The 25,104-nt window shown below is 40.6% G+C and carries 24 protein-coding genes and 3 tRNA genes; 23 read left to right on the top strand and 4 right to left on the bottom strand.

Translation table 11 applies throughout. The features are described 5' to 3' along the window. Window positions 1–114: 114 nt before the first annotated feature. The 12 genes from alr (at window position 115) to HC179_RS12255 (ending at window position 9,803) form a co-directional block, all read left to right on the top strand. A complete protein-coding gene (gene alr, locus HC179_RS12310) occupies window positions 115–1,284 on the top strand; it encodes an alanine racemase (protein ID WP_168864553.1) in 1,170 nt (389 codons plus the stop codon). A gap of 145 nt (window positions 1,285–1,429) precedes the next feature. After that, entirely contained in the window at window positions 1,430–1,711 is a 282-nt protein-coding gene (locus HC179_RS12305) for a CopG family ribbon-helix-helix protein (protein ID WP_010195162.1), read from the top strand. 4 nt (window positions 1,712–1,715) lie between these two features. Continuing rightward, window positions 1,716–2,066 carry a type II toxin-antitoxin system endoribonuclease NdoA gene (ndoA, locus tag HC179_RS12300; protein WP_010195163.1) on the top strand — a complete coding sequence of 117 codons (351 nt, stop codon included), beginning with the start codon at window positions 1,716–1,718 and terminating at the stop codon, window positions 2,064–2,066. A gap of 315 nt (window positions 2,067–2,381) precedes the next feature. After that, window positions 2,382–3,209, top strand: coding sequence for an RsbT co-antagonist protein RsbRA (locus tag HC179_RS12295; RefSeq protein WP_168864552.1), 828 nt, complete (start codon window positions 2,382–2,384; stop codon window positions 3,207–3,209). Further along, window positions 3,206–3,562 (top strand): STAS domain-containing protein, encoded by a 357-nt coding sequence (locus tag HC179_RS12290; RefSeq protein ID WP_010195165.1) that lies wholly within the window; start codon window positions 3,206–3,208, stop codon window positions 3,560–3,562. The genes HC179_RS12295 and HC179_RS12290 overlap by 4 nt, the downstream gene beginning before the upstream one ends. A gap of 3 nt (window positions 3,563–3,565) precedes the next feature. Next, on the top strand, window positions 3,566–3,967 hold the full coding sequence (locus HC179_RS12285) for an anti-sigma regulatory factor (RefSeq protein ID WP_168864615.1): 402 nt from the start codon (window positions 3,566–3,568) through the stop codon (window positions 3,965–3,967). Window positions 3,968–3,982: 15 nt separating this feature from the next. Beyond that, window positions 3,983–4,990, top strand: coding sequence for a PP2C family protein-serine/threonine phosphatase (locus HC179_RS12280; protein ID WP_168864551.1), 1,008 nt, complete (start codon window positions 3,983–3,985; stop codon window positions 4,988–4,990). A 76-nt stretch (window positions 4,991–5,066) separates the two neighbouring features. Then, on the top strand, window positions 5,067–5,375 hold the full coding sequence (locus HC179_RS12275; RefSeq protein ID WP_168864550.1) for an STAS domain-containing protein: 309 nt from the start codon (window positions 5,067–5,069) through the stop codon (window positions 5,373–5,375). A 47-nt stretch (window positions 5,376–5,422) separates the two neighbouring features. Further along, window positions 5,423–5,899 (top strand): anti-sigma B factor RsbW, encoded by a 477-nt coding sequence (gene rsbW / locus HC179_RS12270; protein ID WP_168864549.1) that lies wholly within the window; start codon window positions 5,423–5,425, stop codon window positions 5,897–5,899. Continuing rightward, on the top strand, window positions 5,874–6,659 hold the full coding sequence (gene sigB, locus HC179_RS12265; RefSeq protein ID WP_168864548.1) for an RNA polymerase sigma factor SigB: 786 nt from the start codon (window positions 5,874–5,876) through the stop codon (window positions 6,657–6,659). The genes rsbW and sigB overlap by 26 nt, the downstream gene beginning before the upstream one ends. Beyond that, on the top strand, window positions 6,656–7,255 hold the full coding sequence (locus tag HC179_RS12260) for a PP2C family serine/threonine-protein phosphatase (protein WP_168864547.1): 600 nt from the start codon (window positions 6,656–6,658) through the stop codon (window positions 7,253–7,255). Before sigB ends, HC179_RS12260 begins: the two co-directional genes overlap by 4 nt. Window positions 7,256–7,616: 361 nt before the next feature. After that, window positions 7,617–9,803, top strand: a complete 2,187-nt coding sequence (locus HC179_RS12255; RefSeq protein WP_168864546.1) for a Tex family protein — start codon at window positions 7,617–7,619, stop codon at window positions 9,801–9,803. A gap of 189 nt (window positions 9,804–9,992) precedes the next feature. Here HC179_RS12255 and cmpA read toward each other — a convergent pair whose 3' ends face one another. Next, window positions 9,993–10,103 carry a cortex morphogenetic protein CmpA gene (cmpA, locus tag HC179_RS12250; protein ID WP_156317784.1) on the bottom strand — a complete coding sequence of 37 codons (111 nt, stop codon included), beginning with the start codon at window positions 10,101–10,103 and terminating at the stop codon, window positions 9,993–9,995. 334 nt (window positions 10,104–10,437) lie between these two features. Between cmpA and HC179_RS12245 the strand changes: the two genes are divergently transcribed. The 9 genes from HC179_RS12245 to HC179_RS12205 all read left to right on the top strand — a co-directional run bounded on the left by HC179_RS12245 (window position 10,438) and on the right by HC179_RS12205 (window position 19,814). After that, on the top strand, window positions 10,438–10,911 hold the full coding sequence (locus HC179_RS12245) for a SprT family protein (protein WP_168864614.1): 474 nt from the start codon (window positions 10,438–10,440) through the stop codon (window positions 10,909–10,911). 159 nt (window positions 10,912–11,070) lie between these two features. Continuing rightward, window positions 11,071–11,145: transfer RNA gene (locus tag HC179_RS12240), tRNA-Asn, on the top strand. 3 nt (window positions 11,146–11,148) lie between these two features. Continuing rightward, window positions 11,149–11,239: transfer RNA gene (locus HC179_RS12235), tRNA-Ser, on the top strand. A gap of 7 nt (window positions 11,240–11,246) precedes the next feature. After that, a tRNA-Glu gene (locus HC179_RS12230) sits at window positions 11,247–11,318 on the top strand. Between the two features lie 551 nt (window positions 11,319–11,869). Further along, window positions 11,870–13,753 carry a 1,4-alpha-glucan branching enzyme gene (gene glgB / locus HC179_RS12225; RefSeq protein WP_168864613.1) on the top strand — a complete coding sequence of 628 codons (1,884 nt, stop codon included), beginning with the start codon at window positions 11,870–11,872 and terminating at the stop codon, window positions 13,751–13,753. 4 nt (window positions 13,754–13,757) lie between these two features. Further along, window positions 13,758–14,915, top strand: coding sequence for a glucose-1-phosphate adenylyltransferase (locus HC179_RS12220; protein WP_168864545.1), 1,158 nt, complete (start codon window positions 13,758–13,760; stop codon window positions 14,913–14,915). Between the two features lie 39 nt (window positions 14,916–14,954). Further along, window positions 14,955–15,971 carry a GlgC family sugar phosphate nucleotidyltransferase gene (locus tag HC179_RS12215; RefSeq protein WP_168864544.1) on the top strand — a complete coding sequence of 339 codons (1,017 nt, stop codon included), beginning with the start codon at window positions 14,955–14,957 and terminating at the stop codon, window positions 15,969–15,971. Further along, entirely contained in the window at window positions 15,968–17,419 is a 1,452-nt protein-coding gene (glgA, locus tag HC179_RS12210) for a glycogen synthase GlgA (RefSeq protein ID WP_168864543.1), read from the top strand. The genes HC179_RS12215 and glgA overlap by 4 nt, the downstream gene beginning before the upstream one ends. Then, complete coding sequence (locus HC179_RS12205; RefSeq protein WP_168864542.1) at window positions 17,409–19,814, top strand: glycogen/starch/alpha-glucan phosphorylase; 2,406 nt, start codon at window positions 17,409–17,411, stop codon at window positions 19,812–19,814. Before glgA ends, HC179_RS12205 begins: the two co-directional genes overlap by 11 nt. 463 nt (window positions 19,815–20,277) lie before the next feature. On the opposite strand, the gene HC179_RS12200 is transcribed toward HC179_RS12205, so the two are convergent. Beyond that, a complete protein-coding gene (locus tag HC179_RS12200; RefSeq protein ID WP_168864541.1) occupies window positions 20,278–21,015 on the bottom strand; it encodes a lipase family protein in 738 nt (245 codons plus the stop codon). A 159-nt stretch (window positions 21,016–21,174) separates the two neighbouring features. Here HC179_RS12200 and HC179_RS12195 point away from each other — a divergent pair, with 159 nt between their 5' ends. Beyond that, a complete protein-coding gene (locus HC179_RS12195; RefSeq protein ID WP_168864540.1) occupies window positions 21,175–21,600 on the top strand; it encodes a DUF1801 domain-containing protein in 426 nt (141 codons plus the stop codon). Between the two features lie 57 nt (window positions 21,601–21,657). Here HC179_RS12195 and HC179_RS12190 read toward each other — a convergent pair whose 3' ends face one another. Continuing rightward, window positions 21,658–22,401 carry a TraR/DksA C4-type zinc finger protein gene (locus tag HC179_RS12190; protein WP_168864539.1) on the bottom strand — a complete coding sequence of 248 codons (744 nt, stop codon included), beginning with the start codon at window positions 22,399–22,401 and terminating at the stop codon, window positions 21,658–21,660. 108 nt (window positions 22,402–22,509) lie between these two features. Further along, window positions 22,510–23,448, bottom strand: a complete 939-nt coding sequence (locus tag HC179_RS12185) for a 1,4-dihydroxy-2-naphthoate polyprenyltransferase (protein ID WP_168864538.1) — start codon at window positions 23,446–23,448, stop codon at window positions 22,510–22,512. 263 nt (window positions 23,449–23,711) lie between these two features. On the opposite strand from HC179_RS12185, the gene HC179_RS12180 reads away from it, so the two are divergent. Beyond that, a complete protein-coding gene (locus HC179_RS12180) occupies window positions 23,712–25,097 on the top strand; it encodes an isochorismate synthase (RefSeq protein ID WP_168864537.1) in 1,386 nt (461 codons plus the stop codon). Window positions 25,098–25,104: the final 7 nt, after the last annotated feature.

Genomic DNA, 25,104 nt, shown 5'->3' with positions numbered 1-25,104 from the left:
TTTCCCTCTTCATGTCGAAGGGGCCGTTCTTCACATGACTTTCGGGGATTTTTTCGTTATGATAGGAACATATTAATTTGAGGTTGTAGATTGGTAAAGGAAGTGCTTAGGTAGATGTCGAGCTTTCATAGGGATACGTGGGTTGAGGTAGATTTGGATTGTATTTATGAGAATGTGCAAGCGATACAGGAGCATGTGACAAAGGATGTTACGGTGATTGCGGTTGTTAAGGCGAATGCTTATGGGCATGGAGACGCGCAAGTTGCAAATGTCGCTTTGGAAGCGGGTGCGAAGTATCTTGCTGTATCCTTTTTGGACGAGGCGATGTCTTTAAGGCAGCAAGGAATAACAGCACCAATCCTTGTGCTGGGTGCTTCAAGGGTATCCGATCTGCCGCTTGCTGCTAAGGAAAATATTACGCTTACGGTTTTCCGTCAAGAATGGGTTGAGGAAGCTAGTGTTGCCTATCACGGTAGTGAAGTGGTGAAGCTGCATCTGAAACTTGATACTGGCATGGGAAGGATAGGTGCGCGAACTCAAGAAGAAGTAACGCAAATTTTAGAGTTGGTTGAAAAAGCCCCCAACCTGCAAATGGAAGGGATTTACACGCACTTTGCTACCGCGGATGAGTTGCAATCAGATTATGTGGAACAACAGTTTGAAAGGTTTCACACATTACTGAACAGAATAACAAACCAACACGCCATCCCGATGATCCATTGCGGCAACAGTGCTACAACGCTAAGATTTCCAAAGAGGATCTTCAACGCGGTGCGCGTAGGGATTGCTATGTATGGATTGACCCCATCACCGGAGATGGAACCAGAATTACCTTTTCCGTTAAAAGAGGCCTTTTCCTTGCATACCAAACTCGTACATGTCAAAAAATTATCGATCGGGGAAAGTGTCAGCTATGGAGCTACCTACACAACAAAAGAAGAAGAGTGGATCGGAACGGTGCCTGTTGGCTATGCAGACGGTTGGATCAGAAAATTGCAAGGGATGAACATTCTTGTAGACGGGAAACTCGCTCCAATTGTTGGAAGGATTTGCATGGATCAATTTATGATAAAATTGCCTCATGAACTTCCGATCGGTACCAAAGTGACACTTATCGGCGAGCAGGACGGGAAGAAGATCAGCTCCAACGATGTAGCGGCAAAGCTTGATACCATTAATTACGAGGTGCCGTGTATGATCAGTTACCGGGTACCCCGCATGTTTTGGCGCGATGGGAGTATAATGGAAGTGAGAAACTATTTGCAAGACAAACCATTAGAATAGTAAATGGTAATTTTCTGCATAAAAAAGAGATTATATAGTGATAATAGAGAAGAATTCGCTAAATGGACTTTGCAATTAACAGCAATGATGGTATTATGGAATATGGAATAGTATTATGTGTCTGTAGTTCTTGGAGGTGTATGCTGTGTCTGAATCCAGCGCAACAACTGAAATCTTGATTCGATTACCTCAAAACTTAGTGTCGGAATTAGATGGTTTGGTAAAACAAGAAAACGGCAATCGAAATGAATTAATCTTTCAAGCAACAAAGATGTATCTTCGCGAGCGCAAAAAGCGCCAAATTCGCGAGTCCATGAGACGTGGCTACATGGAAATGTCTAAAATCAATTTAAACATTGCATCTGAAGCTTTCTTGGCTGAATATGAGGCGGAGCATACGGTTGAACGCTTAGTTAGCGGGGGGTAATCATTTGATTGTCAAACGCGGTGACGTTTATTTTGCTGATTTATCCCCGGTTGTTGGGTCTGAGCAAGGAGGCGTTCGACCAGTACTTGTCATCCAAAATGATATCGGAAATCGATTTAGCCCGACCGTTATAGTAGCTGCCATTACTGCTCAAATCCAAAAAGCCAAACTCCCAACTCATGTAGAAATCGATGCGAAGCGTTACGGTTTTGAACGTGACTCTGTTATTCTGCTCGAACAAATTCGAACAATTGATAAACAAAGGTTAACGGACAAAATTACTCATCTTGACGAAGAGATGATGGACAAAGTGGATGAGGCGCTTCAAATAAGCTTAGGACTTATTGACTTTTAATATGTTAAATCCGTTTTATCGATAAGAAGCTATTCACAAGCAGGTGAGTAGCTTTTTTATTTTGCAGTGATACGCACTCTAGCTGTTGATTGGAGTAAAGCCATATGTACAAATCTAATGAACAGCAGCGTTAAATATCGTCCCCTTTCCTACAGAAATACCACCAAAAATAGGTAAATAAACCACAATTATGGGTAGATTGGGATTAAACATATTTGACTTTTAAAATGATAAAAATTTATAGTGGTATTAGTATAGCTATAATTATTGTAAATTTTTTGAATATATCTATTACCGAATAAAGGAGCCGGGATAATGAATCAAGAGATAATTAATTACATTGAGGAAAATCGCGAAACAATCTTTAATCAGTGGATTAATGGTATGGACGAGATCGGCGAAAAGAAAGAGTTTAAGGCTATCTCTGATAAAGTCTATTTAAGTACAAGCCGTGAATACATCAATTTGCTTTTGAATAATATCAGCAAAAACTCCGACGACCTATCAAATGTGTTGAACGACTTTGCTGAGAAGATTGTTCGTTTTGGCTGGCCGCTTGTATATGTAACGGAAGGCTTATCGCTTTTTGGGAAAATTGTTTATGAAGGAATGACAGAACAGGTCGATGACAGTCGTAAAGTCTCTTTAATTTACGATTTTGAACAATGGCTACGTCCGGTAAATAATGAAATTTTAAAATCGTATACAGGTTCGTGGGAGCACACGGTTTCCATGCAAAAAATCGCGTTACAAGAATTAGCGGCGCCTCTTATCCCGGTGTTTGACAAGATCTCAGTCATGCCGCTTGTTGGTACTATTGACACAGAACGCGCAAGACAAATCATGGAAAACCTCCTTCAAGGTGTGGTGAAACACCGTGCGGAAGTGGTTCTGATTGATATTACAGGTGTACCTGTAGTCGATACCATGGTAGCTCACCATATTATTCAGGCTGCTGAGGCGGTTAGACTTGTCGGTGCGAAATGCTTATTGGTTGGCATTCGTCCTGAAATTGCCCAAACTATCGTCAATTTGGGAATTAATCTAGACCAAATTATCACGAAGAATTCCTTGAAAAAAGGGATTGAGACAGCACTTGAAATGACAAATAGACAAATTGTGACTGTGGGGGATCAAGAGTGAGAATACCTATTCTAAAGCTTCACAATTGCCTTTTAATATCCATTCAATGGGAATTAGATGATCAAACTGCGTTGCAATTTCAAGAAGATCTTCTAAATAGAATACATGAAACAGGTGCTAATGGAGTAGTCATTGACTTGACCTCCGTTGATATGATTGATTCATTTATTGCCAAAGTGCTTGGAGATGTCATCAGCATGTCAAAGCTTATGGGAGCGCAAGTCGTTCTGACAGGTATTCAACCTGCTGTAGCCATCACTTTAGTTGAACTTGGAATTCAGTTAGATGAAGTGTTCACGGCATTAGATTTAGAAAAGGGTCTAGAGAAATTACAACAGGAACTGGGGGAGTAAATGATGACTGTCCAATCCTGTGTAAAAATAAGAAACGAATGGGACATCGTAGCTGCCCGGCAAATGGGTAGGAATGTTGCCAAAGATCTGGGTTTCGGAACAGTAGACCAAGCGAGGATAACTACCGCGATTTCGGAGTTGGCTCGAAATATCTATTTGTATGCAGGTACAGGTCAAATTTGTGTAGAAGAAATGGATGAGTACGGAAAAAGAGGACTAAAAGTGATAGCCACAGATGATGGTCCCGGAATTTCAGACATCCGACAGGTAATGGAGGATGGTTATTCCACTTCAGGTGGCCTTGGAGCCGGATTGCCTGGAGTAAAGCGGTTAATGGACTCGTTTCAGATTGATTCTACATCTGGAGAAGGAACGACGATTCATGCCGTAAAGTGGGTTCGCTAGAAGGGGGGATAACCCATGAATTACGAAAAACTTGAATCAGAATATAAAGAAATACTCTCTGCCTATTTAAATCGCCAGTCCGAGGAAGCTCTCTACAAAGGACAGGAGTTCAGTCGCAGATTGCTTGGGGAGAAAATTTCACCGGAAGAAATTATCAGTGTCCATAAATCCATGTTGCAAGATCTTTCTCCGGACATCCCAGACAATATACTGCATTCCTTGGACTTTTTACTTGAAGTGATGATCGGCTATGGCATTGCTTACAGGGAGCACCAAAGCCTCCGTCACCGACAACAGGAAATTCAGACGGAGATTGAAATTGCAGCAAATGTCCAACAAACTCTACTTGAAACGAAGATCCCTGAAACGGACTCAGTAGAGATCGGTGCGATCAGTGTACCTGCTAAACATATGAGCGGAGATTATTACCATTTTGTCCATAACGAGAAAGATTCGTTCAGTGTGGCTATTGCGGATGTCATCGGTAAAGGCATCCCGGCTGCGATGTGTATGAGTATGATTAAATATGCCATGGATAGTTTACCAGATACTAGAGTTGCTCCAAGCTATGTGCTTGGGAATTTAAATAGAGTGGTTGAACAAAATGTGGACGCGAGCATGTTCATCACCATGTTCTACGGGATGTATGACCTTCACAAACACCTCTTCTCATTCTCTTCTGCGGGGCATGAACCACCGTTGTATTTCGATGCGAAGAAAAATGAATTTTATGAGCTGGATGCCAGAGGGCTTGTTCTTGGTATTGACAGACTTGCAACCTATCAACAGTATGAAAAGAGAATTGAAGTTGATGATATGGTGATCCTTTTCTCGGATGGGGTGACAGAGTGCCGTACGGAGGAAGGATTTATCGAGGTTGATAAAATAATAGATTTAATACGGTCATATATTGACCTGCCGCCTCAAGCCATTGTAGAGCTTGTATACAGAGACCTGGAGAAAATTCAGGACTTTCAGCTCAGAGATGACTTTACTTTAATAATTTTAAAAAGAAAGGTTTAAATGTTTGAGAAGCGGGTATTTAGTATTGGGATGACCTAAAAGTGGAATTCTAATTCATGTTTGAGGTGACGAAAGAATGAATATGGACATTCAAATAAAAGAAGAGTTAAATCAGACGCTTGTCTTCCTGGAAGGGGAAATAGATGCCTATACTGCTCCAAAAGTAAAGGAAAAGGTTGCCCCTCTATTAGAAGGATTCGCTGGGGAACTAGTATTTGATTTATCCAATGTTAATTATATGGACAGCACAGGCTTAGGGATGTTTGTAGGTTTCTTTAAAACTGTAAAAGCAAACGATGGTGTCTTTCGTCTGGTAGGTTTATCGGATCGTTTAAAGAGATTGTTTGATATTACTGGTTTAGCAGGAATCATGGAAATTCAATAGGCTCTTTTAGCAGCCGTTAAATAAGTTCACTTAAAGGTGGGGGAACAATGAACCGGGCTTATGACTATATAGAAATGGCTTTTCCGGCAAAAGCAGAGTATGTAGGAGTTATCCGTCTTACTCTATCTGGGATTGCAAATCGTATGGGCTTCTCATACGATGAAATTGAAGATATTAAAATAGCATTAAGTGAAGCGTGCACCAATGCGGTAGAGCATGCTTATAAGCAAGATGAAAAAGGAAATATTCGAATCGGATTCGGTATTTATAAAGACCGACTCGAGTTAGTGGTAGCTGACAATGGACGAAGCTTTGATTTTGACAAAGTAAGGGAAGGGTTAGGTCCATACACCGGGTCCCAACCAGTAGAAACTTTGCCAGAAGGAGGGTTAGGATTATTCTTAATCCAAACGCTGATGGATGATGTGAAGGTGCACAGCAATCAAGGCGTTACCGTCTTCATGACAAAGTATGTACAAGGAGAGCAGGTGGAAAGGGATGCAGAATCAATCTCCGTCCAGTAAGCTGGATGTTAATATGCTATTAGAGCGGTACCAACAAGATGGTTGTGAAGTATCGCAGTTGCAATTAGTAGAGCATTATACTGCACTTGTTGAATCCATCGCTCGTAAATATTCGAGAGGTAAAGCCTTTCACGAAGACCTTTCCCAAGTAGGGATGATCGGTTTGCTTGGAGCCATGAAGCGTTTTGATGCAAGCTTTGGCCGAAGTTTTGAAGCATTTGCCGTTCCGACGATTATCGGAGAAATTAAACGTTTCCTTCGGGATAAAACATGGAGCGTACATGTTCCACGTAGAATCAAGGAAATCGGACCAAAGATAAAATCTGCCGTAGAAGAACTGACAAATGAACTTCAACGTTCACCAAAAGTTTTTGAAATTGCTGAATACTTGGAAGTAACCGAAGAAGAAGTATTGGAAGCGATGGAGATGAGCCAGAATTATCAAGCTCTGTCTGTCGATAATGCCATCGAGGCTGACTCTGATGGTAGTACAGTAACCATCCTTGACATCGTAGGGAACCAGGATGCTGGATTCGATCAAGTGGATCAGCAGCTTCTACTACAAAAAATATTCCATGTGCTTTCAGAAAGAGAAAAACAAATTATTGATTGCACATTTTTTAAGAATATGAGTCAAAAAGAAACAGGGGAAAAGTTGGGTATTTCACAAATGCATGTCTCAAGGCTGCAACGTAAAGCGCTGACCAAGCTCAAGCAAGCGTTTTTGGAAGATAACGCAAACACGGAGATTTTTTCATGATTGAACAGTTCATACATGAAAGAGCGAACGTGAATGCCTACCAGAATGCGAAAAACGGAATGTATTTCTGTGGGGACAGCTACTATGTAAGTACAACAGATGACTACTTTTTATGTGTAGTAGCAGATGGTTTAGGTAGCGGAGAATATGCCCACGATGCATCTCAGGCAGTTATTTCCGCTGCCAAAGACCATGAAACAGAAGACGTTTCGGTTATCATGAAAGCTTGTAATGAAGCGATGAGAAATAAGCGTGGGGCAGCGGTATCTGTGTTAAAAGTCAACTATGACCAGCAAGAAGTTGTGTACAGCTGTGTTGGGAATATTCGATTTTTCCTATATCCTCCGACAGAAAAGCTAATTTACCCACTTCCAGTCAAAGGCTACTTATCTGGGAGACCTCAAACACTTAAAACCCATCGTTTTCCCTACAGTTCCAATATGAAGTTTTTCATCTATTCAGATGGATTAAATATACCGTCTGTAAAAAAATACATCAAAGACATCCCATCCGCTACATCCCTACTAGAGATTGCAGAGATGTTCACAAGCAACGGAATGGACGATGTAACCATCATCTCAGGTGAAATCCACTAGGGAGAACGAAAACTTAAACTTTTTTAAAAACTAAGTTGATTGTAGTGGTAGTCGCGAAAACACCACGTCTTTTCGAGGCCACTGAAATACTGATAACGTAAAGTTTTCAATGATTCCTAGCTGGTGATTGGAGCAAAAGGCGAAGCCCCTTGAGGGAGATAACGCTAAGTGGAGACCCCGCCGCAGGTGTAGCCGAGGAGGCTTCCGGACCGCCCATGAAAAGCGAAGTGCCTGAAACGAAAATCAACAAGTTAATACAACTTTCAAATTCCAAGACTGACAATTCCATGTTAGTCTTTTTTCTTTGTCCGAATAATTTGCTAAAATAAAAGATGGGTTAATATGTTGGGAGGCTACAAAATTGGAATGGAACGATAAAAACGAGCAATTGGTCAACCTATTAGTGAAAGACGTAGAAGTGACAAAAGGACAAGCGAAAAAAGTAATTGCACTTTTAGAAGAAGGCAACACTGTTCCTTTTATCGCCAGATACCGAAAAGAACAAACCGGCTCACTAGACGAAGTACAAATCAGAGCCGTCATGGAAAAATGGCAATACATACAAAACCTTGAAAATAGAAAAGAAGAAGTTACCCGTCTAATTGAGGAACAAGGGAAACTCACACCAGAACTAAAAGCCAGCATTTTAAAATCAACCAAACTACAACAGGTAGAGGACCTCTACCGACCATACAAACAAAAACGCCGCACGAAAGCGACAGTTGCAAAAGAAAAAGGGTTGGAACCTTATGCTGAATGGCTACTCACGTTCCCGTCCTCTCCTTCACTAGAGGAGAAAGCTGCAGATTTTCTCTCTGAGGAAAAAGAAGTGGCGACGATTGAAGAGGTGTTAGAAGGAGCAAAGGATATTCTTGCGGAAACTTTTTCTGATGAACCAACTTATCGCCAATATATCCGCGACGTTACTTTTAAGCAAGGTAAGGTAGTATCAGCTGTTAAGAAAGCGGAAAAAGACGAAAAAGAAGTCTTTGCTATGTATTATGAGTACGAAGAAGCGATCTCAAGAATCCTTCCTCATCGAATTCTAGCAGTAAATCGCGGAGAAAAAGAAGAAGTCTTACGAATCTCCATTGCTGCTCCGACAGAAAGAATCGTTGAATATCTCAATAGACAAGTAATTAAACGAGAATCTTCCATTGCTACACCTCTCATAAAAGAAGCGGTGGAAGACGGATATAAGCGATTGATCGAGCCCGCGATAGAGCGTGAAATTAGAAAAGAGTTAACAGAAAAAGCGGAAGAACAGGCTATCCATATTTTCTCGGAGAACCTAAGAAATCTCCTTCTTCAACCACCTCTTAAAGGACGCGTGGTACTAGGAGTGGACCCTGCTTATCGAACAGGCTGCAAACTTGCGGTTGTCGACGAAACAGGAAAAGTCCTTCATATAAGTGTCATCTATCCGCATACATCAGGGGAAAAGAAACGAGAAGAGTCCATCCAAAAGCTATTGGACGTACTATCAACATTCGAAATTGAAGTAGTGGCGATAGGAAACGGGACCGCATCTAGGGAGACAGAGCAATTACTAGCTGATGTCATCCAACAAAGCGGGAAGAGCATCTCTTATTTAATTGTTAATGAAGCAGGGGCAAGTGTGTACTCCGCCTCTGATTTGGCAAGAGAAGAATTCCCTGACCTACAAGTAGAAGAAAGAAGCGCCGTCTCCATTGCCAGAAGACTCCAAGACCCGTTGGCGGAGCTTGTAAAAATAGATCCGAAATCGGTTGGAGTCGGTCAATACCAACATGACGTGGCGCAAAAACGTTTAGCGGAATCCTTGAATTTCGTTGTGGAAACAGTAGTAAACCAAGTAGGGGTAAATGTAAACACTGCATCTTCTTCTTTATTACAATATGTAGCAGGGTTATCAAAGACGGTTGCTAATAATATAGTGAAAAAGCGGGAAGAAGAAGGGAAATTTGCTAGTAGGTCAGATCTAAAAGGTATTCCAAGACTAGGCGCAAAAACCTATGAACAATGTATCGGCTTTTTAAGAATCATTGACGGAAAGCAACCATTAGACAGAACGGGAATCCACCCTGAAACGTATAGCGATGTAAAAAAATTATTGAAGCAACTCGGGACATCTGAAAAAGACATTGGAACCGAAAAGTTGCAGCAGGCTTTAAAAGATGTAGATGTCGCGAAATTAGCAGAAGATCTGAACATCGGACCTATTACGCTTCAAGACATCATTGACTCTCTCATCAGACCGGAAAGGGATCCTCGTGATGATATGCCAACGCCACTTCTGAAGCAGGATGTATTAAAAATGGAAGACCTGCAAAAAGGAATGGAATTAGAAGGAACGGTCCGAAACGTCGTGGACTTCGGTGCATTTGTAGATATCGGGGTAAAGCAAGACGGACTTGTCCATATTTCTAAACTGAGCAACCGATTTGTGAAACATCCACTAGATGTAGTCTCTGTCGGTGATATAGTCACTGTTTGGGTCGACGGTGTAGAAGTAAACAAAGGAAGAGTTTCCTTAACTATGTTACAACCGGAAAAGCAAGAAGTATAAAGAGAAAATAGCCCCCGAACGGCCAATAAACAGGCTGTCGGGGGTTTTCTTAAAATGTAAGAACGCATAAATACCGTTGAATTCCGTTCCAGGCGCTTCGCTTGCCTGTGGGCGGTCCGTGGTTCTCCTCGGCTTGATCCTGTGGGCGGCTGCGCGCCTTCCACTCCAATCAACAAGGTTATTTCATTTTCAGCTATTCTTTTTATGGTAGAAAAACCAGCACTGATTCAACATTTTTATCTGATATCGATCCTTCTCCAGGTATGCGCGTTGCATCTGCTTCCTAAACCAAGACGGCATCTCTTCACTACCCCCTTCAACCTTTTACTAGAAGGCTCATACTGAGGGGCTGTTTAAATAAAGATTGTTTGAAGTCAAGATAGAGAGAGTGCGAGTGGATTGGAGCGGAAGGCACTCGACTCCGGCGGGAGGTAGCGGTAGACTTGAGACCCCGCAGCGCAGCGAGGAGGCTCAAGCACCGCCACGCGGAAAGCGAGTGCCTGCAGCGGAAAGGAAAGGCAAAACTTCAAAGAGAAAACAACAATCTTATAGAAAACAGCCAAACATAAATGACTTATTTTTTTCTATTCTATGCAGTATAATGGGGAGGGTTCGAATGAAAGGGGCAGGACAAATGGAAGACAAAGATCTACAGAAGTTAATAGAAGAAATCTCACTTAAGTATTTCAACAGACCTTTCCTTCACAAAGCCTCCTTTAACCATCGTCTAAAAACAACCGGAGGAAGATACCTTACTTCCACAAGTAACATTGAAATCAATAAAAAGTATTACGATGCACTTGGTATGGACGAGCTAGTAGGGATTATCAAACATGAACTATGTCACTACCACCTGCACATTCAAGGTAAAGGATACAAACACCGAGATGCTGATTTCCGTTTATTATTGAAAAAAGTGGGGGCACCAAGATTCTGCACACCAATCCAAACACAAGAATTAAAGCCGAAAGCTTTTCGTATATACGAATGTGTAAATTGTCATTTGCAATATAAAAGAGTAAGAAGAGTGAATACAAACAAGTATAGATGTGGAAAATGTAGAGGGAAGTTAAAAGAATTAGGAAAGCGTGTTGACATGCAACCGTGAAATATGATAAATTAATCAAGTCGCTGTTTTAAGAACGGCTGGATGACAATTATGATAATATATCATTTTTGTTCCAAAAGAACTTGACTTTTAAGTACAAGCTTATTAAAATAAAAGCAGTCGGTTGCGACGAAAGAATTTAATTAGTACCGTTTTTATTCCACCATAGCTCAGCGGTAGAGCATTCGGCTGTTAACCGAAGGGTCGTAGGTTCGAATCCTACTGGTGGAGCCATATGGAGAAGTACTCAAGTGGCTGAAGAGGCGCCCCTGCTAAGGGTGTAGGTCGTGTAAGCGGCGCGAGGGTTCAAATCCCTCCTTCTCCGCCATTAATAAGGCCCGTTGGTCAAGCGGTTAAGACACCGCCCTTTCACGGCGGTAACACGGGTTCGAATCCCGTACGGGTCATCAAAAGTTGTGGTATTTTATAAATACTATGGCTTTTTTTTTGTCTAAAATTCTCCTCAAAAGTGTGCTCCGTTTTCCCCTCGAAATTCAGAATTCGGTTTGTGTCTAAATGATGAAATAGATTTCTACTATTTGAAAACATTAACTCATTCATTACCCTTTTTTAAAACAAACAAAACCCCATTTTGAAAAGTAAATTTATTATATTGAAATAATCTATTAATGTAAGCGTGTACATCGATAGGTTTAGACTGCACTTCACAAAAAAACTTTTCGACAAATATCAACATCCCTCCTCCTAATTTTTAGTTAAATCTTCTTTTATTGTAATCCCTTTCAAAAACATTGATATTACGCAATTTCAATTATATCAACAATGAAAACGGTTTCCTGTAATTAACTATTTTTTACATAATAATATACAAAATTTTATATTGTTGATTTATGTCATACGATTTCGACTTGTCGGATAAAGGAGAATATTATAAAAAAGAGAATAGAAGTGTATAACAATATTCTTTTTTATAAGGAATTATGGAAGGGTGAAAAAATTGATTGCTACGAGTGCGACGGATTTTCAGCTGCACCTTTTTCATGAGGGAACGTTGTATAAAAGTTATGAGCTTTTTGGCTCTCATTTAGTACGGCATCGTAAGAAAGTGTTAGGGACTAGATTCACTGTATGGGCACCTAACGCCAAGAAAGTACGAGTAATGGGATCTTTTAACGAGTGGAATGGAAAGTTGCATCCACTAGAAAAATTAAATAACGAAGGTGTTTGGAGCATTCAAATAGATGAAGACCTATCCGGTCATTTATATAAATATGAGATTGTGACACATTCTGGTGAGATATTACATAAGGCTGATCCGTTTGCTTTCCATGCAGAGGTAAGGCCTAATACAGCTTCAATTGTATATGACTTAGAAGGTTTCAAATGGAAGGATCAAAACTGGCGCAGGAAAAAGAAGCGAAAATTGGTTTATGAGAAACCGATGTTTATTTATGAACTGCACCTTGGTTCATGGAGAAAAAAGGATGATGGAGAACTTTACTCCTATAAAGAGTTGATAGCGGAATTAATACCATATATTAAGGAGCATGATTTTACGCATATAGAATTGTTGCCTTTAGTGGAGCATCCGTATGACCGCTCTTGGGGTTATCAAGGTACGGGGTATTATGCTGCAACAAGCAGATATGGAAACCCTAAAGAGTTAATGGCATTTATTGATGCATGCCACCAGGAAGATATAGGTGTGATATTGGACTGGGTACCGGGGCACTTTTGTAAGGATGCCCATGGGCTATATATGTTTGATGGGGCACCAGTCTTTGAATATAAAAACTATCATGACCGTGAGAATGAAGTATGGGGCACGGCAAACTTTGATTTAGGAAAGCCGGAGGTAAGGAGCTTCTTAATATCAAACGCATTATTCTGGATGGAATATTTCCATGTCGACGGCTTTAGGGTGGATGCAGTGGCTAATATGCTTTATTGGCCAAATTCCAAGGAAGAGCATGCAAACCCTTTTGCGCAGGAGTTTTTGAGAAAGCTGAATGAGGCGGTATTTGAACAAGATTATAGTGCACTTATGATTGCGGAGGATTCAACTGATTGGCCATTAGTTACATCCCCAACTTCCAATGGAGGACTTGGATTCAATTACAAATGGAACATGGGCTGGATGAATGACATCTTGCGGTACATGGAGGCTCCTCCAGAGCAAAGAAAACATTTACACGACAAAGTGACTTTCTCCATCGTATATGCTTTTTCCGAGAATTTCATTTTGCCTTTTTCCCATGATGAAGTCGTTCATGGCAAAAAATCGTTGTTAAACAAAATGCCTGGTGAATATGAAGAAAAGTTTGCTCAATTACGCTTATTGTACGGTTTCTTCCTGACGCACCCTGGAAAAAAGCTTCTCTACATGGGAGGGGAGTTTGGTCAATTTGATGAATGGAAGGACCTTGAACAATTGGATTGGTTTTTAGTTAACCAGTATGAGTCCCATCAACAGATGCACCATTATTTTAAGGAACTGATGGCCTTTTATCAAAAGTATAAAGCATTGTACGAATTGGACCATGATCCAAATGGATTTGAATGGATTGATGCTGATAACCGAGAGCAAAGCGTCTTTTCTTTTATCCGAAAAGGGAAAAAGCCTGCAGATACACTAATCATAGTTTGTAATTTCACAGGAGCTTCTTATGAAGGATTTAAAATTGGAGTGCCATATCTTTCTGACTATGAAGAAGTTTTCAGTTCTGATGCAAAAGAGTACGGTGGAGCCGGCCTTATAAACGAGCAGGAAGTTAGTGCGGAAGAGGGAGCATATCACGGCAAGGACTATCATATGATGGTCAATGTTGCATCATTTGGTGTAAGTATATGGCGTCCGAAAAAAATTAGAGGGGAGCGATAACGCGATGGCGAAAAATAAATGTGTAGCAATGTTATTGGCAGGGGGAAAAGGGAGCAGACTCAGTTCCTTAACAAAGACGTTGGCAAAGCCGGCTGTTCCTTTTGGTGGGAAATATAGAATCATTGATTTTGCTTTAAGTAATTGTACGAATTCAGGTATTACTACTGTTGGGGTATTGACGCAGTATCAACCTCTAGTACTTAACTCATATATCGGTATTGGTAGCACATGGGATCTGGATCGGAAAAATGGAGGGGTGACAGTATTGCCTCCATACACTGAATCTTCTGGTGTGAAGTGGTATACCGGGACAGCAAGTGCCATCTATCAAAATATCAATTACCTCACTCAATATGATCCTGAATATGTTCTTATCCTTTCTGGTGACCATATTTACAAAATGAATTATGAGGATATGCTAGACTACCATATTAAAAAGGATGCGGATGTATCCATTTCAGTTGTGGAAGTTCCGTGGGAAGAAGCAAGCAGGTTCGGAATCATGAATACAAACGATAAGCTAGAAGTGGTTGAGTTTGATGAAAAGCCAGCGAATCCAAAGAGTAGTTTGGCATCTATGGGTATTTATATATTCAAATGGTCTGTCTTAAAGGAGTACCTTGAAATGGATGATAGAAACCCTGAGTCCAGCCATGACTTCGGGAAGGACGTCATTCCATTGTTATTGGAGGAAAATAAGAAATTGGTTGCCTACCCTTTTAAGGGATATTGGAAGGATGTTGGAACAGTTAAGAGCCTGTGGGAAGCAAATATGGATCTATTAAAAGAGGATTGTGAATTAAATCTTTTTGAATATGACTGGCGTATCTATTCTGTTAATCCAAACCAGCCTCCACAATTTATTGCACCTTATGCAGACGTTAAAGACTCTTTAGTAAATGAAGGATGCTTCATTGAAGGGAAAATTGATCATTCCGTATTGTTCCAAGGTGTGAATGTAGGGAGAAACTCAGTAATCCAAAACTCAGTGATCATGCCAGATGCCATCATTGGTGAAAATGTCTATGTAAACAAGGCAATCATTCCTTCAGGTATAAAAATTCCTGATGGAGCTGTCATTTGCCCGGAGAAAAATGAAGATGAGATTATTTTAGTAACAGAGGAAATGATGGATAAAGGGATTTTCTCTATAACCCGTTAAATGACGCGAAATTAAACACAGGAAGGGTGTCCATTTATTATGATTAAATCAATGTTAGGTATCATCGATGCAACAATCCATAATGAAGAAATGAAGGAGTTAACTGTAAAGCGATCCATTGCAGCAGTACCTTTTGGAGGACGATATAGACTGATTGATTTTGTACTTTCCAACATGGTCAATTCGGGAATTCAAAACGTTGCAATTTTCCCACGTTATCAGTACCGCTCTCTGATGGATCACCTTGGTTCAGGAAAACAGTGGGATCTCGATCGTAAACGTGATGGTTTATTCTTCTTCCCTAGTTCAGAGAATGAAAACACAGGCTCGTTTCAACATTTCAAAGAAAATGTCGACTTTTTCGGACGCAGCAATCAGAAATATGTCGTGATAGCGAATAGTTTTACGGTATCCAATATGAATTACAAATTGATTCTCGATCGTCATATCCAAAACAGATGCGATATTACCCATGTGGTAAAAGAAGATGAAACCTTGGATATGTATGTCCTTGAGAAGGACCTGCTTGTTAAATTGTTTATGAATCATGAGCAAACGGGGTATAGAAGTATAATGGATGTGGTAGAGGATATTACAAGCGGATACAAAATTTGCAACTATGAATATACAAGTTATGCCGCAGTAATTGATTCGTTGGAAAATTATTATGAGCATAGCTTGGAACTGCTGGATCCTGCTGTTTGGAAACAAGTGTTTGTAAAGGATCATCCTGTTTTCACAAAAGTTAAAGATGAGCCCCCAACAAGTTATTCCAAAGATGCCTATGTAAAGAATTCCATGATTGCAAACGGTGCTATCATTGAAGGGCATGTTGAGAACAGTATTATTTTCCGAGGTGTCAAAATTGGGAAAGGTACGGTGGTCAAAAACAGTATTATCATGCAAAAAGGTGTTATTGGAGAGAATTGTGTTTTAGATTCTGTCATCTTAGACAAAGATGTTAAGGTAGAAGACGGTACAAGATTAACAGGGAAAGCAGATTCCCCGTATTTAGTGAAAAAAGGATCGGTACAAGGAGCTCTGATGAATTCGTGAAGGTATTGTTTGTTGTATCAGAATGTGTCCCGTTTGTAAAGTCAGGTGGCTTAGGCGATGTTGCGGGAGCATTGCCTAAGGAGTTAAAGAAACTTGGTACAGATGTACGAGTTATTTTGCCGAAATATGGGCAAATTCCGGAAGTATTTAAAAACAAAATGAAAAGAGTTCAGACCACTTTTGTAGACGTAGGTTGGCGTCATCAATATTGTGGAGTGGAAAAATTGGTGCATGATAATGTAACCTATTATTTTATTGATAATGAATACTACTTTAACCGCGATTCCCTGTATGGTCACTTTGATGACGGGGAACGCTTTTCCTTTTTCTGCCGTGCCGTGCTGGAAAGTATGACGGCTATTGATTTTATTCCGGATGTCATTCATTGTCATGACTGGCACACGGGAATGGTCAATTTTATCCTGGAGCGCGAATACAAACAAAATCCAAGGTTCGAGCATATTCAAAGTGTCTTTACTATCCATAATCTTCAATTTCAAGGTGTATTTCCACCAAGTATCCTGCATGATTTATTGCGTATTGATAGTAAACATTTTAATGCTGATGAGCTGGAGTTTTACGGTAATGTCAATTTCATGAAGGCAGCATTGGTATCATCCGGTTATATTACAACGGTAAGTCCCACCTATAAAGATGAAATACAGACAGCCTATTTTGGAGAAAAGCTGGATGGGGTTCTACGTCATAGGAATGATTCGTTAGTAGGGATCATTAATGGAATTGACGATGATTTATATAGTCCTGAAACGAACGAGTACATTGAAGCTAATTATTCCGTCAGTAAAATGGGAAATAAAAAGGTGAATAAAGCTGCCCTGCAAAAACTATGCGGATTACCTGTAAAAGAGGATACACCGATTATTGCTATGGTTAGCAGGTTGACCAAGCAAAAAGGATTGGACCTAGTTACATGCGTTTTACATGAAGTGTTAAATGAGGATGTACAGGTTGTCGTACTCGGAACAGGTGAACCTCAGTTTGAACATTATTTCCGAGAGTTATCGTATCAATATTCTGAAAAAGTAAAGACGTTTATTGGGTTTGATGAGCCGCTTGCCCATCAGATTTATGCAGGTGCGGACATGTTCTTGATGCCTTCGAAGTTTGAACCGTGTGGTTTAGGTCAACTAATAGCTCTGCGCTACGGTACCATACCAATTGTACGTGAAACCGGCGGACTGAATGACACAGTCCATTCTTATGATGAAACGACGTTGGAAGGAAACGGTTTTTCCTTCACCAACTTTAATGCCCATGATATGCTTCATACCATCAGGCGTGCCATTAATATGTATGAACAACCAAAAGTATGGAACGGTATTATGAAAGAAGCAATGGAGCGCGATTATAGTTGGGCTAAATCTGCATTTAAATATAATCAATTGTATTCAACACTAATGGCTAGGAGTGGAGTGCATGTTCTCTAATAAAGAGAAATTCAAGGCTGCTTTTTTAAAGAAATTGGAGAGTATGTACGGAAAGAGCTTCCAGGAATCCACCTCTAGAGATCATTATCATACACTCGGAAACATGGTAAGAGAATATATCAGTGCCAACTGGATAGCTACCAACGAACGAAATCGCGCTGCTGATGAAAAACAAGTGTACTATCTCTCTATTGAATTTTTATTGGGAAGATTGTTGGGAAGTAATCTTTTAAATCTTGGAATCCAAGATGTCGTAGAAGAGGGCCTGAAAGAACTAGGGCTCGACTTCTCTTCCATTGAGGAAATAGAAGCAGATGCTGGTCTAGGAAATGGTGGACTTGGCCGTCTTGCAGCCTGTTTCTTAGATTCTCTCGCGTCTTTAGACCTGCCAGGTCACGGGTGTGGCATCCGCTATAAACATGGATTATTTGACCAGAAATTTGTTGACGGTTATCAAGTGGAATTGCCTGAGCAATGGCTTAGACATGGAAACGTATGGGAAGTAAGAAAACCAGATCAGGCTGTCGAAATCAATTTTTGGGGTAAGGTAGAATCTTATACAGAAGATGGAAAAGAGAAGTTCAGGCATGCAAAAGGAGAGGCAATCACAGCAGTTCCGTATGATATGCCCGTTGTCGGATATCAAACGGATACGGTAAATATGTTAAGGCTTTGGAGTGCTGAACCAGCGCCTTTTCCAACGAACAAAGATATCATGCAATATAAAAGAGATACGGAAGCAGTTTCTGAATTCCTATATCCAGATGATACGCATGATGAAGGAAAAATTCTCCGTTTAAAGCAACAATATTTTCTTGTTGCAGCTAGCATAGGGAGCATCATCCGCTCTTATCGAAAGAAGAATGGTAGTCTAATAGATTTCCACAAAAGAGTGACCATCCACATCAATGATACCCATCCGGTGCTGGCGATTCCGGAACTGATGCGAATCCTTTTAGATGAAGAAAATATGAGCTGGGAACAAGCGTGGGAAATCACCTCTCATACCATCTCTTACACCAATCATACAACTCTTTCTGAAGCTTTGGAAAAATGGCCAATCAATATTTTTCAGCCATTGCTACCGCGTATATATATGATTGTAGAAGAAATCAATGAGCGCTTTTGTGCGGAGTTATGGAAAAAGTATCCTGGGCAATGGGGACGGATTGAAGAGATGGCAATTCTTGCGCACGGCTTAGTAAAGATGGCCCATTTAGCGGTAGTTGGTAGCTTCAGTGTTAATGGTGTGGCTAAGATACACACGGAAATATTAAAAAATCGTGAAATGCGTTTATTTTATGAGACTTTCCCAGATAAATTTAATAACAAAACAAATGGGATTACTCACCGCAGATGGTTACTGAAAGCAAATCCCCAACTTACCTCACTCATTCAGAATACGATTGGTCATGGGTGGATGAAGGATACGACACAACTTCGACAGCTTGATGTATATGCAAACGATTCCGCTTTTTTGGAGAAGTTAGACCAAGTGAAACGGGAACGAAAGCAGATTCTTGGGGAACGCATTAGAAAACAAACGGGAATTGTAATTGATTCAGACAGTATCTTCGATGTACAAGTAAAAAGATTACATGCTTACAAACGTCAGCTCTTAAACGTTTTTCACATTATGTATCTGTATAATCGCTTAAAAGAGGACAGTAGTTTTGATATACATCCTAGAACGTTTATTTTTGGAGCTAAAGCTTCCCCTGGTTATTATTATGCTAAAAGAGTAATTAAACTAATTAATTCTCTGGCGGATAAAGTGAATAATGATCCGGCAATTAATGGGCGTTTAAAAGTTATCTTTCTAGAAAACTATCGGGTTTCATTAGCTGAGGACATTTTCCCGGCAGCAGATGTCAGTGAACAAATCTCTACTGCGAGCAAGGAAGCATCAGGTACTGGAAATATGAAATTTATGATGAACGGGGCCTTGACGGTTGGCACGCTTGATGGTGCAAATATTGAGATTAAGGAAGAAGTCGGAGAAGAGAATATGTTCATTTTCGGCCTTACTGCAGAGCAAGTCTTGAATTATTATCAAAATGGTGGATACCGATCTAGCGAGTATTACCATCATGATAAGAGGATACAGCAAGTTCTAGAGCAACTTGTCAACGGATTTTTCCCGGATGTGGATGATCACTTTGAGCCAATTCATGACTCCTTGTTGATGCAGAATGATGAGTATTTCGTCTTGAAGGATTTTGCCTCTTATATCGATGCACAGGAGCGGGTGGATGCTGCTTACCGTAACCGTAATCATTGGTTAACAATGAGCGCAAAGAACATCGCCCATTCCGGATTCTTCTCAAGCGACCGTACCATCAGACAATACGCCAACGAGATCTGGGGACTAGAACCAAGCTATAGCAAGCGATAAGTGAGAGAGGGGCAAATTGCTCCTCTTTTTATATTGAATAAGAAAGTATATATAATCCGGTTGATTTCCGTTACAGGCGCTTCGCTTGCCTGCGGGCGGTCCGTGAGCCTCCTCGGCTTACGCCTGTGGGGTCTCACCTGTCCCTTCCTCCCGAGGGCATCTGCGCGCCTTCCACTCCAATCAACAAGGTGACTACATTCACTAAAGGTTAACGAAAAGGCATTTTAAATAGTTACCTGTAAACATTTTGTTTTCGTAATTTCTAGCTGTTGATTGGAGCAAAAGGCGAAGACTCCTGAGGGAGATAGCTGTAGCTTGAGACCCCGCAGCAAAGCGAGGAGGCTCAAGCACAGCCCCTAGGAAAGCGAAGCCATTTGCGGAAATCCACAGCGGTGTCTAAATAAAATCTAAAATCAATGACTTTTTCAGTGGCCTCCCTTTTTTGCGCGGTCCTTTTGTGTGGTCAAAACTTCTCATTCATTGCTTTGATATAGGTTTCGATGCTGTGGTTTTTGATGATGGAGCCTTCTGTTAGTAGGAACCGGTAGGGGGTAAAGGTGTGCTTGTAGTGCCATGTCTTTTTGCTTAGAGGTGCTACGACTTTTGTTGGTGGTACAAAAGGGACGAGGTCTGCTAGGTTTACGAATCTGATAGACCCTGGAACAACTTCATTATATAGTTGTGCAAACGCTTCGTTCCCTACTCGCGGTGCACCAAAACTATACATATATAGTGAGGAATAGTTTGTATTTATAGCACAATCAAGGGCAAATAGTGTGGCGAGTGCTCCACCGAGACTATGTCCTGTGATAAATATGGTTTTCGAGGCGGATAGCTCTTGCTGAAGACTCTCCAACAGCTCTTCCCTCATAGACTCATATACTGAAAGGAACCCACCATGTACAAGTAGCTGGTTACCTGTTTCACAATAAGGAAAAGGCTCTTGAAAAATTTCTGCATCCGCAATCCAGTCAGGATCTGTTTGTGTCCCGCGAAATGTAACGATGATCGTTTCCTCAGATTCTAAAATAAATCCGAACCATTCTAGGCTATGAAATGATACACCTTTGAATTCTTTTACCAAATCAAAGCCGTTAGGTATAGAAAAAATACCATTTTGATGATACTGGTCATAGGCAAGTTGACAGCATTCTGCTAGAAAAACTGCCCAATCCTTGGAGAAAATATCTCTAGTGTACATGTATCATACCCCTCACTTTCCATCACGAATCGTGATAACTGCCTACGATAATGTATGGTTGTGACAATAAAGAGGTGCATGATTGACTAGATGGGGAAGGGAAATGATAAAATGTGTGGAATAAATAGGAATGATTGATATTGGAAAGGAGCAATAAGGATGGGCTATGAATTAAAAACAAAAGAAACGGATAACAGTGTCATTGAATTCATTGAAACGGTGGAAAGTCCTAAAAAGCGGGAAGATGCGTATAAACTGTTAGAGATCTTCTCAGAAACGACAGGTTACGAAGCGAAAATGTGGGGACCCAGCATAATTGGATTTGGTTCTTATCATTATAAGTATCCTACAGGTCATGAAGGTGATGCCATGCTTGTAGGGTTTTCACCAAGAAAAGCAAAAATAAGCTTATATTTTGCAACTGGTGATTCCAAAAGGGAAGAACTGTTGAAAAGTTTCGGCAAGCATACGACAGGCAAGGCATGTGTGTACATAAATAAAGTGGCAGACATTGATGTGGAAGTATTAAAAGCGTTGATTAAACAATCTATAACATTTTTGCAAGAAATGTATCCAGCCGATTAAACAAAAGGAAGCCTTAGCGCAATGATCTTTAAGGCTTCCTTGTTAAATAAAATTAATTTATTCCGTATATGGATCTTTCTCATACCCATGTAAGTCGCCAAATGTAGTCATAATGCCTTCCTCATCAAGTGCATCTTCATATGCCTCATGTTTGATGGAAGGATATACGGTAACATTTTGACCATACATGTCTGTTCCTACAAAGTTTTCGTAATCCTCTACATAGCCTTCATTCTCTTCGCTTTCTACATATGTGCGGTCGTAATTCTCTACATCATCTGAAAAGTCTGATGGGCTCTCAGAGGTTCCATATCTCTGAACAATTTGCCATGTGTCTTCCGCGTCAAAGGTCACGCCTTCTGATTCATCGTATTCAAAACGCCCATACGGAGGCATCAATACTTTTTCCTCGACAGGCCGGTCATGGGAGACAACCTGATCGGGGCTGTGTTCTTTACAAAAAGTGGTAGTTGGGATAGCATCTAAGCGCTCTACGTCTATTTCTTTTCCACAAACCTCACATACGCCGTAAGTGCCTGAGGCCATAGCTTGGAGCGCGTGATTAATGTCTTTCATTTCTTTTTCGGCATGCTCATTTAAGGCTAGATCTTTTTCTCTTTCGTATAACTCGGTTCCAAGGTCACCTGGATGGTTATCGTAAGCGGATAGCTCACTAACTGTTTCATATGGATGTTCCTGTTCCATCTGATAATGATCATTCTGGTCCAGATGTGCTTGAAGCGTTTGTTTTGTGTCTTCTAATTGCTGCTTTAACTGATTTATTTTATCAGGGGATAACATACAGATAGACTCCTTTCAAATCCTGTCTATTTGTATTATGAGCGTTCATTCTAAAAATCATGATTGCCAATTAAAAAAACTGACTCCATGATCAGAGTCAGTTTATTATTATGCAAAGTAACCAATTACAAGGCCAATGCCTAGCAAAAAGCCGAAAATAGTATTGGTCTTTGCGGTTGCCACCATCGCCGGCATCATCGTCACATTACTGTTATTGTTTGTGAAACCTTTAATCGCTGAAAGCGGCTTGGCCACAGATAAGAAAACTAATAATAACCAAAATGACGCGTAACCAAGTGCAATAAAGAGTACAATAAGTGCATAAGACACAATGAACATGGCAGCTAGAAGTAAAATCGCATTCTTTCTGCCAACTAAAATCGCCACTGTTTTGCGGCCATTCTCTTTGTCGCCTACAATATCGCGAATGTTATTAGCTAACAGAATGGCTCCGACAAGAATGGAAATCGGAATGGAAATTAGCATTGGAATATCAGAAATGGTACCTGTTTGAATGTAAAAAGAGATAAGAATAATAACAAAGCCCATAAAGAATCCTGCTACAATTTCACCAAATGGGGTATAGGCAATAGGGTAAGGGCCTCCTGTGTAAAAATATCCTGCTGCCATACAGGCTGTTCCGATGGCGGCCAACCACCATGTGCTATTCATGCATATATACACACCTAGTAACGTGGCGATACCAAAGAACGCGAATGCGAGCTGTAGAACAGTGGACGGTTTAACACCGTGCCTTACAATCGCGCCGCCAATCCCTACTGAATTTTCATTGTCGAGTCCCTTTTTATAGTCGTAGTACTCATTAATCATATTCGTCGCTGCTTGTATTAACAGGCTGGCCAATAGCATGGCGAAAAATAAAGGCCAGTCAATGCTGGTGTCATAAAGGGCAAGTGCTGTCCCAATAAAGACAGGAACAAACGCTGCTGTTAAAGTATGTGGACGCAGTAGGTTCCACCATACCTTCCATCTCTTTTCTGTAGGTGCTTGAAAGCTTGTCTCTGTTTGAATTGTCTGAGGTTGCATTATGTGACCCCTCCATCTATTATGGCAAAATAAAAAACGAAAACAATATATTATAAATACAATATAAGTGTATGTAAAGGGACAAAAGGTGTCAACGGTTTTTCAGAAGAAACACAGGAAGATTTTACATGTATCTATTATAAGGAAGAAACACGAAAGAAAACCACTCATTTTGTTGACATAAAAAGGTTTTGAGGTGTATCTTTAAGGAAGCGATTTCGAGACAAAGTCTTGCGGTAACAAGGCCTCGGGGGGAGTCTTACATGATTACAATACCATTTCATCATATAGTGAGTTTATGGGAGGAAGCAAAAATTAAAGCGGCCTCGATAAACCAGACGGTCTTAATTAGTTATACTAAAAAAATAGAACAGCTAGATCCCCTTCATTTTTTTCAAAAAAGTGAGCAATTCTTTGAAGGGCAACGGTTCTTCTGGTCAAACCCTGATCATTCTCATATGATGGTCGGTGCAGGTGTGACAGCGGAATTTACTGCAGATGGAGAAGATGACAGGTATCATGCGATTGAAACGCAATGGAAGCGTTTTATCCAGCGGGCTGTATGCATCAAAGATTCACATTCGGTTGGTCCCGTTATGTATGGAGGATTCTCCTTCGATCCAAAAAAGGAGAAGACGAAGTTATGGGACCAATTTACTGACGCCTTATTTATTTTGCCCACCTTTATGCTTACAAAGATAGAAGGTGAAACTTATCTCACCATTAATTATTTGAGTGATTGTGATGAAAGTGTACTGAAAGATTTGGCTAACCTTGAAGAGGAGCTATTGAGTGGCTCTTCTATTAAGCATGTCAGCACTACATCCATTGTAAAATGCCTGGAAATGGATCCGATGGAATGGAAAGAGTCCATTTCTAAAGTTACAGATAGAATAACAGACGGGCAGATGGATAAGGTGGTGCTGGCAAGAGAGTTACGGGTACTATTCCAAGATAAGGTAAACGTTGCGCCTGTATTGAAAAACCTGATGGAAGAGCAGGCGAACAGTTATGTATTCACAGTGGAAAGAGGAACCGATTGCTTCCTTGGTGCGACACCAGAACAATTGGTGAAGAAGCAAGGCCACAACGTTCAGTCCATGTGTTTAGCAGGCTCGATTGCCAGAGGAGACTCAATGAAAGAAGATTTGGAGTTAGGCAATTCTTTACTTAATGATGACAAAAACATGCATGAACATGAGCTTGTTGTGCAGATGATACGGGCATCGTTAGAAAAAGTTTGTGAAAATGTACGTACTCCATCTGAACCAAACCTATACAAAATGAAACATATTCAGCATTTACACACACCTGTAACAGCAGTAACTAACAATGATTGCAGCCTTTCAGATTTAATAAAACTACTTCATCCAACACCAGCACTCGGAGGGTTTCCACAAGAAATTTCTCTTCAAACAATCAGGGAAGTGGAAAGACTGGATAGAGGCTGGTATGCTGGTCCTCTTGGCTGGATGGATTGGAAAGAGGATGGAGAATTTGTTGTAGCTATTCGTTCAGGATTGCTACAGGAGAGGGAAGCCTCCTTGTTTGCAGGATGTGGTATTGTCGGAGATTCCGATCCAGAAAGCGAATATCTAGAAACACAAATTAAATTCCGTCCAATGTTATCAGCACTAGGGGGTAACTAAACACAAT

It is taken from the genome of Bacillus sp. RO1 (genome assembly GCF_012524115.1).
Classification (GTDB): domain Bacteria; phylum Bacillota; class Bacilli; order Bacillales; family Bacillaceae_I; genus Sutcliffiella_A.
Note: the sequence above shows the minus strand (reverse complement) of the source record. Positions and strands in the feature narration are given on the sequence as shown.